Here is a 14,250-nt window from a genome sequence, read left to right on the forward strand (position 1 = left end):
TCGGACCAGCGTTCTTGACCGTCAGAGGCAGCAGATTCCTGCCCGTGGGGCCGATCTGGATGTGGGTGTCCATCTGCGGCAGCTGGTCACCCACACTCACGCCCAGACCCTGGTCAAAGCCTTCGGACGGCGAGCGGGTACTGCCCCGTGTCGTTTGCGCGGACGAGGAGAGGAGCGGCCCGAAATCCTTGGTGAGGGTGGTAGGCAGGAGGCGGAAGTAGCTGCCCGGACACGACACAGGCCGCATCGCGCCGCCCGCTGCGTCCCGCCGGACCGGGCGCGCAACGGACAAGGGTCCCGGCCGGGCAAGAGCACGCACAGGCACGGCACGTGTGTCGACGGGCGGGACACCTCCACCAGGAGCCGAAGAAGTGAAGGGCCGGGTCTCTGAGCTGCGGCTGTGGACTTGATCAACGCTGCGACTGCGACCTGACCGAGATCCACCGATGAGTTCCGCCGGCTGGGCCGGTCTACCAGGACGCACGCCATCGAGCCACCGACTGGAGACCCACCATGACCAATCCCGCACACCCCGGCCGCATGCTGTTCGTGAACATCCCCGTGGCGGACCTCGAGCTCAGCAAGGCGTTCTTCGCCAAGCTCGGGTTCAGCTTCAACCCGATGTTCACCGACGAGACCGCCGCCTGCATGCTGGTCGGCGAGCACGCCTTCGTCATGCTGCTCAGCCGCGAGAAGTTCGCGGAGTTCGCGAAACTGCCGCTGGCCGATCCCACCACACACACGCTGGCGCTGTACTGCTTCAGCGTGTCGTCCCGCGATGAGGTCGATACGGTCAGCGCCGCTGCGCTCGCGGCGGGCGGCTCCAAGGCAGATGACGCCGAGGACTACGGCTTCATGTACTCACGCAGCTTCTTCGACCTCGACGGCCACGGCTGGCAGGTCATGTGGATGGACCCGGCCGCGGCGGAGCAGGGCCCCGAGGCGTTCGCGGCCTCCCAGCAGGACGCCGACACCCCGGCCTGACCCACCGCGTTCCGCACGTGCGCCGTCGTCGTGCGGCCGACCGCCCCAGCAACGACGGTTCCGACCTCATGCACCGCGTGCCTGCCTCTTGGAGAAAGCTGAGGTTCGGCTCCGTCGAGGGCCTCACAGCGCCGGATTCACGGGCTAGGACGCCGCCACGCCGAGAGCCCCTCCCAGACGGGGAGAGGCTCAAAGGCCACACAGCCTCGCACAAGCCTGGAACGAGCCCTCAGATCCACTCCACCTCGGAGACGATGTGCAGGGCGCCGCCAGGACCCGGCAGCGGCGTCCGAGAAGACACCAGCGGCGCCGATGGGCGAGGGTGCGAAGCGACGACCGCAGCTCCGCTGCTGTACAGCAGAGGTCGAGATCGCCCGCTCCGGGAGCGGGGTTGGTGGTCATCGAGGTGGTTGGGGGCATGTGTGCTGCGGGCTGGCCTCCTGCCGTTACTCCCCCCGCGCCGAGGATCCATCCGTGAGTCGCCGCCCGGCCCGGGAGATCGGCAAGTCCGTTGACAATCGAGTGCCGGGTGCTGCCTCAGGGCCTGACCGCGAACACCATGCCGATGTCGCCGGCCTGCTGCACCGGGTCCTGCTCGGTGCTGACCGTGAAGCCGTGCGTGAGGAGGACCTCGCAGACTGTGTCGCGGTTCTGCTGCCAGCGCTCCACCTCGACGACGGCCTGGCGGACCAGCGGCCAATGCCGTTCCTCGATGCCTCTGAGCACATCGAGTTCGGCGCCTTCCACATCGACCTTGAGCAGGTCGATGTGGTCGATGCCCTGCTCATCGAGCACTGACGACAGGGGCCTGACCTGCACCCGGTGCGTCTCAAGCCGCCGCATCACCCGCAGCTTGCGGCTGACGAGAAGAGTGAGGACGGGGGCGGGTACGCGGCGCAGGGCCGGTCCCAGGCCGCCCTGGCGGATCATTTCGACAACGCTGGCGGTGACCCGCCGCTGCTCAGCCTCGATGTTCCCCTGGTCCCGCGAGGAGGACGAGAAGATCGTGGCGGCCGGAACGTAGCTGAAATCGAGCTCCTCGTCACGGGATGCCAGGCCGTAAGGGAGCACGGTCAGGCGTCCGTCGAAGAACTCGCGAGCATTGCGTTCGAGTGTCGCGTGGAGCGGCGGCAGCGGCTCGAAGGCGTAGATCCGCACGTCCCCGTCCAGCCGCTCATAGACGGCCGCCGAGAACACACCGATGTTGGCGCCCACGTCGAGTACCGTCGCGCCCGGCGTGCACTCGACGCCGTGGGTGAAGTAGCCGCCCACCTCCTCGCGCAGGAAGGACGCCTCCCAACGATTGATACTGTACAGTTCAATCGCATTCATGGCCATGACAAGGTCATTTATCAGGGTTGGAGTCAACAATCCAGCCCGCACGCTTCACTTCGGCGTCCCTGATCCACAGGGTGTGACATCCGCCCATTCTCATGGCAGTGACAGGTGCCCTGTGAGAGAGGTCGCCGGCCGGTGACCTTGGTCGCACCGGGCCGTCACTGCCTGCCCCTGCCGCGGCGCCTTGACGACGTACAGCAAGGTGTAACTCAGTTGCGCCTCAGGAAAGGAGGCTCGCGGGGCCAGGCAGTCGCGCACAGACCTGGAACGGACCTCAGACCCACTCCACCTCGGAGAGCTCGAAGCGCCGGCCGCAGCCAACGCCGCAGCCACCTCCTCCTCGCTCGCCCCCGCCAGCGCCTCAACACCCGATCGAGCGCCCCGCCCACCTCAGTGCGCGTGACCACTCGAAGCCGACGCCGGACCAGCGCTCTTGACCGTCAGAGGCAGCTTCCTGCCCGTCGGGCCGATCTGGATGCGGGTGTCCATCTGCAGCCACTCACCAACAAGGTCAAACCGCTACCGTGCTGGTCATCGCCAAGCGAACCAGGACGCGCACGGCAACTGACCGTGCGACGTGCGACGCTGAGACCGAGTGGACCAAAGCCGACTCGGCCCTGTTGCGCACCAGACACGGACAGCAGCGAAGCCGGCCCTGGCTACGTCGATCGGGGCTGTGTCGCCGGAATCCTCGACGTGAAGAACATCGCCAGGACGGAGGCGAACACGAGGATCGCGAGCGCGGCGCGCACGCCGTCCAGCCTGGCATCGGCGTTCGCCTCCAGGGCGGCCTGGGCCACCTGCTCGTTCGTGCCTGCTGCGTCGAGAGCAGTCTTGAGCTGGGCGTCCGACAGGAACGTCACACCGCTCTGCAGTTCGACGGCCGCCTTGCTCTTGACCTCGGCCGGGACCGCCGGATTCTGCTCGACACTGGTCAGGAAGGAAGACGCGAGCACGCCGATCAGGATCGATCCGGCCAGCGCCGTCCCGATCGAGGAGCCCAGGTTGGTGACGGCGTTCTGGATGCCGCCGACTTCCGCGCTCTGCTCGTCCGGCACCGCGGAGACGGTGACAGACCCGAGCTGGGACGCCAGGGCCCCCATGCCGAACCCGATCAGCAGAAGGGGGACGGTGACAATTTCCGCCCCGGCGCCCGCGTCGAGCGCGGCCATCAGGACCACCGCGCCGACGATCACCGCGAGGATCCCGAGCCGCACCGCCCGCCTTGGTGAGACGTCCGGAAAGAAGCGCGGGATCAGGGTCGCGGCCGCCAGCAGGGTCAGTGAAAGCGGCAGGAGTCGTGCACCGGTCGCCAGCGCGGACAGGCCCAGAGCGACCGACAGATAGAGCGGTACGACGAAGAAGAGACCCATCAGGACGAGGTACTGGAAGAAGAACATGGTCAGGCCCCCGGTGAGCTGCTTGCTCTGCAACAGGGCCGGGTCGATGAGCGGCTCCCTGCGCCGTTCCTCAAGCCGGGTCTCCCAGCCGAGGAAGAGCCACACCAGTAGCAGACCCGCCAGCATCAGCCACACGACCAGCGAGACTCCGAGCCACGAAGGCCCATCGGGCTTCGGCCGGAACCATCCCCACTCGTCCGAGCGGAGCACGCCATAGACGAAGATCCCGATCCCGAGGGCGGACAGCACGGTGCCGATGAGATCGATGCGCGGGTGTTTGCCGCCCACAACGTCAGCGATGTGGCGGGCGAGCGCCAGGATGCCCAGTACCACCAGGACCTCACCGGCGAAGACCCAGCGCCAGGAGAGGTACGTCGTGGCGAAACCCCCGATGAGCGGCCCGAGCGCGATCGCCACGGCACCCGCGGCTGCGACGAGTCCATAAGCGGCAGGACGTTGTTCAGCAACGAAGTTGCTGGCCACGAGCGCCACGATCGCAGGCAGGATGAGCACCGCCCCGATGCCCTCCAGGAATGACCAGCCGAGCAGCAGCACGGGAAGGTTCGGCGCAAGCGCTGTGGTGAGAGAGCCGCATCCATAGATGCAGCAGCCGATCATGAACGCGCGTCTGCGGCCGATCAGCGCCCCGACCTTGCCGCCTGGGATCATGAACATCGCCATCACGAGCGTGTAAGCCGTGATGGCACCCTGGATCCCGGTCACCGTCGTGCCCACGTCCCCGGCCACCGTTGCGATGGAGACGTTCATCACGGAGCTGTCGAGCGCCATCAGGAACTGACCAGCCGCGAGTGTCCACAGGACGAGCCGCGCTCTTGCCGAACTTCCGGCAGTGCCTGTCCCGGGTGTCATTGACGAAGCATTTCAGCCGCCCAGGAGACAGATCCTCGACCCGCCACGGTGATCAGCCACTTGGCGGACACGACATAGCCGAAGCAGGTCCGGCGGAATCCGCCAAACGGCTCCTCAGACCCACTCCATCTCGGAGCGGATCTGCGGGGTACCTCCAGACCTCGGCAGCGGCGTCCGAGAGGAGACCACCGGCGACGGCGGGCGAGGACGAAAAGCACCGACCGCGGCCAGCGCCGCAGCCACCTCCTCCTCGCTCACCCCGCCAGCGCCTCAATCACCCGATCAAGTGCCTCGCCCACCTCAGTGCGCGTGACCACTCGCAGCAGGCGCCGGACCCGCGTTCTTGACCGTCAGAGGCAGCAGCTTCTTGCCCGTCGGGCCGATCTGGATGTGGGTGTCCATCTGCGGGCAGGTAGACACCCACACTCGCGCTGCGCCCCTGGAGCAGCCTGGTGCACGCTGCGCCGACCACCGCTTCAGGAGTTCGATCTCCCCTCGGCCTGGCTGGGCCCCGCCTCGCGTACCGGTGCCACACGTGGCTGTTGACTGTCGCTGCCGTCCGTGGTCGTTGATGTCGGAGTTGGATGTCAACGGACGGCTCCGGCATCTGGCAGGCCTCCAAGGGATCATTGGGCCGGTCGGCCCAGCCCCACCAGACATGGCACCCGGCACACTTTCCGGCGGAGCGGAGAGCCCGCCGCCCGTGACTCCGAGTCCGAAGATCGCTTCTACATACACCCCTGCGTCCACCTCGGCATCAGGCCGCGTCCCCACGCCTACGGGGCCGGGTTCCGGCGGATGGGTCCTGGCTGTATCCCCTCTGCTCCAGCTTCGCGGAGGGGCAGTGGAAGGACTCCGCTGCCCCTCCCCCTTACGGTCCTCCCGGACGAGGGAGAGCAGGACCTATGATCGTCGCTGCACTCCTTCCAAGTGTGCTTGTGCCCATCGGGCGGCCGCCTGGAGTCGTTCACCTGCGGGCATGTGCGGCCGGCGCCTTGGAACTCGACTCGCCCTGGCACTCATCCGGACGGAGCGGTCCGTGTGTGCATGAGACCGGAATTGTGACCACGACCGATGCCAACCGACGTGGGCGGCACCCCAGTGGCCCCATCAGCGGCAACAGCGTCCAGCGGACCGAAGCGGCCCCGGAGGCGGTCCGGCTGTCTGACGGGCATCGCGCAAAGGCCGAGTCGATGAGCGCAGACCCCGGCGCGGAGGCCGTCTACCGGAAGCAGCTTCGGCCGGTCATCACTGAGGGCGCGGAAGCCATGGACGTGATCTTTGCCCAGCGGCGCGAGGCGACGGCCTGCGAGGCCTGATCAGAACCCTTTGGCCCCCGAGTTCGACAAAGGGCCAATCGCGATCATGCGATTGGCCCTTTGATCAGCGTCGGGGTAGCGGGATTTGAACCCACGACCCCTTCGTCCCGAAGCAACTTGGGTGGGGCTTCCGCCTTGGGCTAGAGCGCCTGTCACCTGCGCTGACGGTCCGCAGACGTCCGTGCTTGTCCGCCGCCGTGCGCGGGCGTTGTCACGCAGTTAGACACTCACCCGCACTTCATGCCCCGCCCCTTGCAGCGCTTGCTCGGCGGCCTACTTGAACCAGTAGCGGACACCATGGTGGTGGGAGCAAGTGCCCTGCGAGTGCCGCGAGTAGGACAGCGTGGCATCCACACACTTCGCGGTCTCGTACTTGTCCTTGGGCTTTTGATGGTGTGTCCAGCCACACACGCCCGTGGTGTGGTGGACGCAGTGGTGGGCGGTGTTGGTGGACGGCAACGTCGCGGCAGACGCGGCCGGTGCGCTGAAGAAGACGCCGGCCACGGCGACAGCCACGGCTGAGGCGGCAAGACGAGCACGCAAAAGGACCCCCCCCTTTTGAAGTCGAGCAAGTGCAAGGGGACTCTATACGGCTTTCAACCGCTCGGTGGCTCGTATGGGATTGCCGGGCACGCGGTGGGTCGCCGGGTCTGATTCGCTGGCCCCCGTGGCTCCCCGCAGTATCTGGCACGGGGTGCGTTCAGGCGGGTCAGTCAGCCGTGCCGTGAACTTGGCACGCCGATAAGGGATCCGAGGTCTGTGGCGGCGGTCAACGAGTGGGCCGCGGTCCTGAGATCGTTCTCCCATCCCGGGAGTTCGTCGAGGCTGATCCATTCGCTGTAATCCGCTGCGACGGAGAGGAAATGTGTCTCCTCCGGGGTGCGGGCTGCGACTGTCATCGAAAGCCGGTCGGCCACGTCCTTGGGGCTCAGCTCGCCTTTCGCGAGACCGAACGCGAGGTTCACGAGGAGACAGCGGCCGGCCGTCTCCTCGTCGGGAAGGAGTATGCCGAGTTCGTGCAGGGCTTGGACGTACAGCTCACGGATCTCGGCGTTGTCGCTCCTGCGTGGCAGGCCGGCCAGTTCGCGCAGGGCGGGGGAATCACGCCCGTCGACGAGTGCATGAGCAGCGAGCATCGGCAGCTCCTGGGATGGGAACACTTCAGCCGCATACTGCCAAGCGCTGTGCTGCAACCTGTCCATGCGCCCATCGTGGGAGCAATGAGACTTCCTGGCCAGCCGATTGTTGCTGCGACCTCGGCTTCTTCTTGCCCTGGGTCTTGTCGGAGATCTTGGTGAGCTGGGTATTTGCTGGCCAGGGGCGGTGGGGCCGTGCGCCTGCTGGTCGTCGTTGGTCGATTTTGGTTGCTGTCGAGCGGCCTCGGACGGCCCAGGGACGGCCCCGAGCCGCGCCCTTAGGGCTTGATCTCACTCGCGGTGCTGCTCGTCATCGGCTTCGGCCTGCACAACGCCACCGAAGGCTTCGGGATCACCGCCCCCCTTGGCCGCTGAGGGCACCCGCCCCTCGTGGGGCACCCTCGCATTGCTCGGGCTCATCGGCGGCGGCCCCACCTTTGTCGGCACCCTCGTGGGCCAGCACGTCGTCAACGACACGCTCTCCATCGCGTTCCTGGGGCTCGCGGGCGGCTCCATCCTCTACGTCGTCATCGAGCTCCTGGCCGTCGCCCGCCGCGCGGGCGTCAAGGAACTCACCACCTGGATGATCCTCCTCGGCGTGTTCCTCGGCTTCGCCACCGACGCCGTCGTCACCGCAGCTGGCGTCTGACCTACTGGCCCGTTCCGGACCCCGTGCGGAGCACCGTGTGGTCCATGTCTGGTTCACACGGGCTGATCAACGGCGTGACAGGGACGGTTCAACACGAGACAGGGCCCATGACGAAGGGGCGCCCTTGGTGAGGGGCGCCCCTTTTGATCAGCACGTTCGCTGAGATGTGGCGGTGGGTGTGGGATTCGAACCCACGCTGACTCGCGCCACGACTGCTTTCAAGACCGCCCAAGAGTCCACAGCCCACGGTGCGCTGACCAGGGCGTTCGCTGCCTCGGTCTGGCTCGCGTGGGGGAATCTGGCCGGAGGATGGCCACAGGACGCTGATGCGGCGACGACGGCATGGTGGCCCTGATGGCCAACGTGCGGACTGCTCGGTGAGGAGCGGTCGGCTGGACAAGGGCGGCCCAGTTGCTGTCCTTGGCTTCTGCACAGCCACAACTGACCACCGGCGGCCGTGACCTGCGGCCGTCCAATCGATCACCGCTCTGACCTGCTGATGAGCTGTCGGCAGCTGTCGACGTCGGTCACCATCGAGCGCCTTCCACGGCCCCAGGACGGGCCGCCAGGGCGCTCGTGCATGAGCACCGCATGAGGAGTTCGATCCGACCTCTGCAGACTCGGGGTCTCGTTGCCGTGCCGCGTACGCCGGTTCTCTACCAAGGCACGCCGCTGACCAGCGTCGTTGATGTCAACGTTGGATGTCAGGCGTTCGTCTCCCGGGCCATCGGACTCGCCGGTATCGGTGCCGCTGTCACGCTGATCCTCTGACGGCATTCCGGCGCACCGTGCCAAACGGTTTCCGTCGAAAGGGCAATCCAACACAGCGCCGCTCACGTAACCAAAAAGTAGCCGCAACCAGGGATACGTCCCTAGTCAGGAGTCGATCGCCTTAGCCGCGATGATCAATTCTTTCCATGGAGACCCGGCGAGCGCGGTGCGCCCCCTCGCACTTCACAGGGGGCAGCGGCCGAATCCCCCTTCGTTGCGCGCCGGAGTGGCGCCGACTTGAGGGTCTGCAGCTCCCACTCCCTGCGGAGGTCTGGGTGAGAGTTGTCGTTGATCTTTCCCGATGTGCGGGGTATGCGCAGTGCGCGTTCCTGGCTCCGGAGGCGTTCCGGATGCACGGTGAGGAAGCGCTCATGTACGACCCGAACCCCGACGACGCCCGGCGCGACCAGGTGCTACGCGCCGCGGCGGCCTGCCCGGTCCAGGCGATCCTGGTCGACCAGCTGGAAGCGCGGCACGCACCGGCGGAGGCGTCGCCGTCATGACCAGTGCCGACAATTGGCAGGCGTTCAAGCGCGATGGCCGCATCGTGGTCGTCGGGGCGTCACTGGCGGGACTGCGGGCCGCGGAGGCGCTGCGCGACGAGGGCTTCACCGGATCGCTGACCATGATCGGCGACGAACTGGGCGAGCCCTACGACCGGCCTCCCCTGTCCAAGCAGCTACTGACCGAGTGGGTGCCGACCGGGGGCACCGCTTTGCCCCGCCGTCGTGACATCGATGCGGAGTGGCTGCTGGGCGTGCCCGCCAGCGGGCTGGACCTCGCGACGAACCACGTGCGACTCGCTGACGGACGCGAGGTTCCCTTCGACCGGGTGCTGATCTCCACCGGGGTACGGGCCCGGCCGTGGTTCGTCGAGTCCGAGGCGGCCCTGGACGGAGTGTTCGTCGTGCGTACGCGCGAGCACGCCGAGGGCCTGCAGCGAGCCCTCGCCGCCGGGCCCTCCCGCGTCCTGGTCATCGGTGCGGGATTCACCGGCTCCGAGATCGCCTCCGTCTGCCGAGAGCGGGACATCCCGGTGACCGTCGCCGAACTCGGGGCGGCCCCGCTGGTCGGGGCGCTGGGTGCCGTGATCGGTGAGGTTGCGGCCGACATGCAGCGCGCTCACGGTGTCGACCTGCGCTGCGGCGTCAAGGTCACCCGGCTGGAGGGCGACGCGCAGGGACGATTTCGCCGCGCTCACTTCGACGACGGCAGCACCCTCGACGCCGACGTGGCAGTGGTGGCACTCGGGAGCATCCGCAACACCGAGTGGCTGCGGGAATCGGGACTGGCGGCGGGCGTGTGGGGAATCACCTGCGACACGGGCTGCCGCGCCCTCGACCTCAACGGCCGCGTCACCGGCGACGTATTCGCCGCGGGAGACGTGGCCCGTTGCCCGAACCCCATCTACGAATACCGGCTCATCTCACTGGAGCACTGGGCCAACGCCGTGGAGCAGGCAGAGGTCGCGGCACACAACATGGTCAGCGCCCAGGCGGACCACTGGCCCCACCTGTCCATCCCGCTGTTCTGGTCGATCCAGTTCGGCGTCAACATCAAGTCCGTCGGCGTGCCGACCTTCGCCGACGAGGTGGCCGTCACCCAGGGATCGCTGGACGACCACCGTTTCGTCACCGCATACGGCTATCGGGGCCGCGTCACAGCTGCCGTGAGCTTCAACAACGGCAAGTGGCTGGACCACTACCGACGGTTGATCGAGACGGCCGCACCCTTCCCGCCCCCCTGCCCCACGCCGGACCAGCCGGCCGACATGAGACCGGTGCCCGTCGACCTCCCCGACCCCACCCTGCTCGCTCAGGGCGCCACCGTGGTCGTCACAGGCCATGACCCGGGTGAGCGCCGCGTCACGGCCGTACACCAGCATCGGCAGGAGGACGGCCGGGTGACCACGACCGAGACGCCCGGCACGCTGCAACGGATCTTCGACTACTCCGCCCGGGCCGACCCGTACCCCCTGTATGCCGAGTTGCGCGAGACGCCGGTGGCTCGCCAGGAGGACGGCAGCTACGTCATCAGTACCTTTCGTGAGATCACGGACGTACTGAATGACCCGCATCTGAGCTCCGACTTTCGCAATCTGTCGCGTCCGATGCCCTCGGTCGAGGGAGGAGCCACGTCCGAGGGAGGGGCCACGTCGTCGTTCATCCACATGGACCCGCCCGAGCACGATCGCCTGCGGCGTATGGCGATGCGTCACTTCGGCCCCCCGCACACCCCGGGGCTGGTGACCGGGTTCGAAGGCTTCCTGACCGCCACCGTCGGCAGCCTGATCGACGGTTTCGCGGGCAAGGAGCAGATCGACGTCGTCGACGATTTCGCCTTCCCGTTGCCCGTCACCGTGATCTGTCACTTGCTCGGCGTGCCACGCGAGGACGAGCCGAGGTTCCACCTCTGGGTCAACGACATCATGAACTCGATCGACTACAACCCCAAGACCGACCCGAAGGAGAAACTGGACAAGGGCGTACAGGCCCGCAAGGACTTGCGCCAGTGCCTCGGCGGCCTGGTGGAACAGCGCCACGGCCGGCCGGGCGACGGTCTGTTGGGCCGGCTGGCCAACGATGACGGGCCCGACGGTCGGATGGCCGACGCCGACATCGTCGCCACCGCCAAACTGCTGCTCATCGCCGGCCATGAGACCATCGTCAACCTCATCACCAACGGGATGCTGACGCTGCTGCGCCACCCGCAGGTGCTGCAGCGACTGCGCGACGACCCGGACCTGGTCGTGCCGCTGGTCGAGGAACTGCTGCGCTACGAGCCCCCCGTGCAGATCATTCCCTGGCGGGCGGCGTACAGCGATATCACCGTCGGCGACACCGTCATCCCCAAGGGTTCGCAGATCATGCTCATGTTGGCCTCGGGCAGCCGCGATCCGAAGCGCTTCCACGATCCCGACCGCTTCGACCCGGATCGGCGTGACAACCAGCACCTGGGGTTCGGCAGCGGCATCCACCTGTGCTTCGGCGGACCGCTGGCCCGGCTGGAAACCCAGATCGCGCTGACCGAGCTGGTACGCCGGCTCGACCGCCCCAGGCTGGTCGCCGACCCGCCACCGTACCGGCCCAGCCCCGTTCTTCGGGGTCCGATCCATCTGGACATCGAGCAGAGTGACGGTTGACGCGGTAGCCGAGGGCAGTTGCAAGGTCGCGCAGGGGACGGCCCGGCCGGCTCTGCACTCGACAGCAACCCGTTACCCTCCTCAGCTCTCATCCCGTCCGCCACTTCGGACCCGCAGCCGCGAACGGCGCCCCTCCATACCAGTGCCGGCCGATCCCCCGCCGGAGACATCGCTCTGACCGTGGCCTTGTTCGTCTAGGTTTCTACTCACGGCCGTAACTCGCTTGCGGCCCCAGGGCACGGCCCCGGCGCCGTAGGCGCAGAGGGGTCGGGCCCAAGGGGCCAGCCCGCGCGCGGGCCCTTGAAGTCGTAGAGAAAGTTGTAACTCAGCCGCGGTTGAAGGACGTCTAAAACTGACGATCATCGTTGACACCTGGGTCTCCGATCACTACGGAGATCCGCATGACGAAGTCCACTCCCCCCGCCCCGCCGCTTGACCGTGAGGCCAAGCGGCGCCTGGCCGTCATACGCCACGTCGAAGAGGTCAGCGGGAACGTTGCCATGTCCTGCCGATACTTCGGGATCAGCCGGCAGGCCTACTACACCTGGTACCGCCGCTACCAGGCCGAGGGCGTCGAGGGCCTGCGCACCCGCTCCAAGGCGCCCAAGACCTCTCCGAACGCGGCCCATGTCGAAGTGGTCGGGAAGATCATCTACCTGCGGCAGAACTACCACTTCGGCCCCGAGAAGATCGCCATGTACCTCAAGCGGTACCACGACGTCACCATCAGCAAGTCGGGCGTCTGGCGCATCCTCAACCGCCTGGACATGGGCCGCCTGCCGACCTCCCAGCGCTACAAGCGCCACGACCGCAGATGGAAGCGCTACGAGAAGCAGCTGCCCGGCCACCGCGTGCAGATCGACGTGAAGTTCATCGAGCCGCTCGCCTCGATGCCACAAGGCCGACGCGGCGGCCGTAACAAGTACTACCAGTTCACCGCCATCGACGACTGCACCCGCCTGCGCGTCCTACGGATCTACCCGACGCTGAACCAGGCCACAGCCATCCAGTTCCTCGACTACGTGCTGCAGCGCCTGCCGTTCCAGGTCGAGGTCATCCAGACCGACAACGGCGCCGAGTTCCAATCCGCCTTCCACTGGCACGTGCTCGACAGGGGCATCGCCCACACGTACATCAAGCCCCGCACACCGCGGCTGAACGGCAAGGTCGAACGCTCCCACCGCATCGACGCCGAGGAGTTCTACCGGCTTCTGGACGGCGTCATCATCGACGATGCCGAGGTCTTCAACGACAAGCTGCGTGAGTGGGAGGACTACTACAACTACCATCGCCCCCACGGCGGCCTCGGCGGCCAGACACCCTACGAACGCCTCAAGCAGAAGACCACGACCCAGGCGTAATCGGTGATCGTCAGTGGCACAACGTGTTGGTGTACGCCGCCATCTTCTTGCACGAGGCGTACCCGAGACTCAACGAGCTCTTGAAGGAGCGAGCGGCTGAGGGCTGCGCAGTCCGTATTGCACTCGGCGATGCGGATAGCTCAAACGTCCAGCAGCGTGGCGAGGAAGAGAAGTTTGGCCACGGGATCCAGTCCCGTTGCCGTCTCGCACTGATGCACTATCGCCCCCTTGTCGGGGTACCTGGCATCGAGGTGCGGACCCATGCCACCACGCTCTACAACTCGATCTACCGGGCCGATGATCAGGCACTGGTCAACGCTCATGTCTGGGGCGTGAACGCCTACGGTGCCCCTGTCTGGCACCTGCGCCGAAGTGGGGAAGGGGGCATGTTCGACACGTACGCTGACAGCTTTGCTGCGGTATGGGCGACCGCGACGCCAGTCCGAAAAGGGTGAACATGGCACGGACCGAGTACTACGACGACCCAGCGGCACCTGAGCCGAACAGCTTGGTGGTCGCTGCATCCGCCGTAGTTACCGACGACGAAGGGCGCATCCTCCTTCAGCGCCGACGGGACAACGATCTTTGGGCGCTCCCTGGCGGCGGTATGGAGATGACCGACTCCCTCCCGGGAACGGCCGTCCGCGAGGTGAAGGAGGAAACGGGTCTGGACGTAGAGACCACCGGACTCGTGGGCACCTACACCGACCCTCGCCACATCATCGCGTACTCGGACGGTGAGGTGCGCAGACAGTTCAACATCTGCTTCACCGCTCGCGTGATTGGCGGCCGACTCGCGATCTCGGACGAGTCCACGGAGCTGCGATTCGTCCAGCCGGAGGAGATTGATCAACTGCCGATGCACCACACGCAGCGGCTCCGGATCCGTCACTTCCTGGAGCACCGTGGGCGGCCCTATCTCGGCTGACCTCGTAGATCGAGGTGACAGCAAGTCTGCCGGAAACGAAGGCACACATAGGCCCTTGAACACGACCATCAGTCCGGAGGAGGGCCGAGCGCCCGCACAACACGCTGCCCGATCCCTGCCACGGCTCATGGCCCGTCGCCAGGTTTGTTATGTCGCACGGCATGCATCCGCGTTGCTCGGACCCAACACGCTTTCCAACTGTGCGGGTGGGCTGTGTGCGGGGGCGTTCACCTGTGTTCATGGGCAGCTGGTCGGCGATGCGTGGAGGGCTGCGGGTCTCGCCTGATTGCCCCTGAACGGGGCTAAATGAGACCGGAACTGAGTGAGCGTTTGATTCGCTTGTCAGATGGTT

General features: G+C 66.8%; 11 protein-coding genes and 2 pseudogenes. 9 read left to right on the forward strand and 4 right to left on the reverse strand.

From position 1 onward, the window contains the following. The first annotated feature begins 513 nt into the window (after positions 1-513). Positions 514-984: a glyoxalase gene (locus tag AB0H32_RS04395; RefSeq protein WP_361114025.1), complete on the forward strand. Its 471-nt coding sequence runs from the start codon at positions 514-516 to the stop codon at positions 982-984. A 537-nt stretch (positions 985-1,521) separates the two neighbouring features. On the opposite strand, the gene AB0H32_RS04400 is transcribed toward AB0H32_RS04395, so the two are convergent. Continuing rightward, entirely contained in the window at positions 1,522-2,322 is an 801-nt protein-coding gene (locus tag AB0H32_RS04400) for an FkbM family methyltransferase (protein ID WP_361114028.1), read from the reverse strand. Between the two features lie 659 nt (positions 2,323-2,981). Further along, on the reverse strand, positions 2,982-4,592 hold the full coding sequence (locus AB0H32_RS04405) for an MFS transporter (RefSeq protein ID WP_361114031.1): 1,611 nt from the start codon (positions 4,590-4,592) through the stop codon (positions 2,982-2,984). A 1,043-nt stretch (positions 4,593-5,635) separates the two neighbouring features. Here AB0H32_RS04405 and AB0H32_RS04410 point away from each other — a divergent pair. Beyond that, positions 5,636-5,911 (forward strand): hypothetical protein, encoded by a 276-nt coding sequence (locus AB0H32_RS04410; protein ID WP_361114034.1) that lies wholly within the window; start codon positions 5,636-5,638, stop codon positions 5,909-5,911. 273 nt (positions 5,912-6,184) lie between these two features. Here AB0H32_RS04410 and AB0H32_RS04415 read toward each other — a convergent pair whose 3' ends face one another. Both AB0H32_RS04415 and AB0H32_RS04420 read right to left on the reverse strand, forming a co-directional pair. Continuing rightward, positions 6,185-6,427: a DUF3761 domain-containing protein gene (locus AB0H32_RS04415; protein ID WP_361114037.1), complete on the reverse strand. Its 243-nt coding sequence runs from the start codon at positions 6,425-6,427 to the stop codon at positions 6,185-6,187. Positions 6,428-6,624: 197 nt separating this feature from the next. Continuing rightward, positions 6,625-7,113, reverse strand: a complete 489-nt coding sequence (locus AB0H32_RS04420; protein WP_361114040.1) for a hypothetical protein — start codon at positions 7,111-7,113, stop codon at positions 6,625-6,627. A 298-nt stretch (positions 7,114-7,411) separates the two neighbouring features. Here AB0H32_RS04420 and AB0H32_RS04425 point away from each other — a divergent pair, with 298 nt between their 5' ends. The 7 genes and pseudogenes from AB0H32_RS04425 (at position 7,412) to AB0H32_RS04455 (ending at position 13,898) form a co-directional block, all read left to right on the forward strand. Then, positions 7,412-7,696 carry a hypothetical protein gene (locus AB0H32_RS04425; protein ID WP_361114043.1) on the forward strand — a complete coding sequence of 95 codons (285 nt, stop codon included), beginning with the start codon at positions 7,412-7,414 and terminating at the stop codon, positions 7,694-7,696. A 1,046-nt stretch (positions 7,697-8,742) separates the two neighbouring features. Continuing rightward, a complete protein-coding gene (locus tag AB0H32_RS04430; RefSeq protein ID WP_361114046.1) occupies positions 8,743-8,970 on the forward strand; it encodes a ferredoxin in 228 nt (75 codons plus the stop codon). Next, a pseudogene (locus tag AB0H32_RS04435) lies at positions 8,967-10,337 on the forward strand (FAD-dependent oxidoreductase); the annotation flags it as partial. The gene AB0H32_RS04430 and the pseudogene AB0H32_RS04435, both read left to right, overlap by 4 nt. Before the next feature lie 132 nt (positions 10,338-10,469). Beyond that, a complete protein-coding gene (locus AB0H32_RS04440) occupies positions 10,470-11,609 on the forward strand; it encodes a cytochrome P450 (protein ID WP_361114301.1) in 1,140 nt (379 codons plus the stop codon). Positions 11,610-12,010: 401 nt separating this feature from the next. Beyond that, positions 12,011-12,970 (forward strand): IS481 family transposase, encoded by a 960-nt coding sequence (locus tag AB0H32_RS04445; protein WP_361114049.1) that lies wholly within the window; start codon positions 12,011-12,013, stop codon positions 12,968-12,970. Between the two features lie 20 nt (positions 12,971-12,990). Beyond that, positions 12,991-13,425: pseudogene (locus AB0H32_RS04450) on the forward strand (XRE family transcriptional regulator); the annotation flags it as partial. A gap of 2 nt (positions 13,426-13,427) precedes the next feature. Continuing rightward, a complete protein-coding gene (locus AB0H32_RS04455) occupies positions 13,428-13,898 on the forward strand; it encodes an NUDIX domain-containing protein (protein WP_361114304.1) in 471 nt (156 codons plus the stop codon). The last annotated feature ends 352 nt before the right edge of the window (positions 13,899-14,250 follow it).

The sequence above is a fragment of the Streptomyces sp. NPDC020362 genome, assembly GCF_040642095.1.
Classification (GTDB): domain Bacteria; phylum Actinomycetota; class Actinomycetes; order Streptomycetales; family Streptomycetaceae; genus Streptomyces.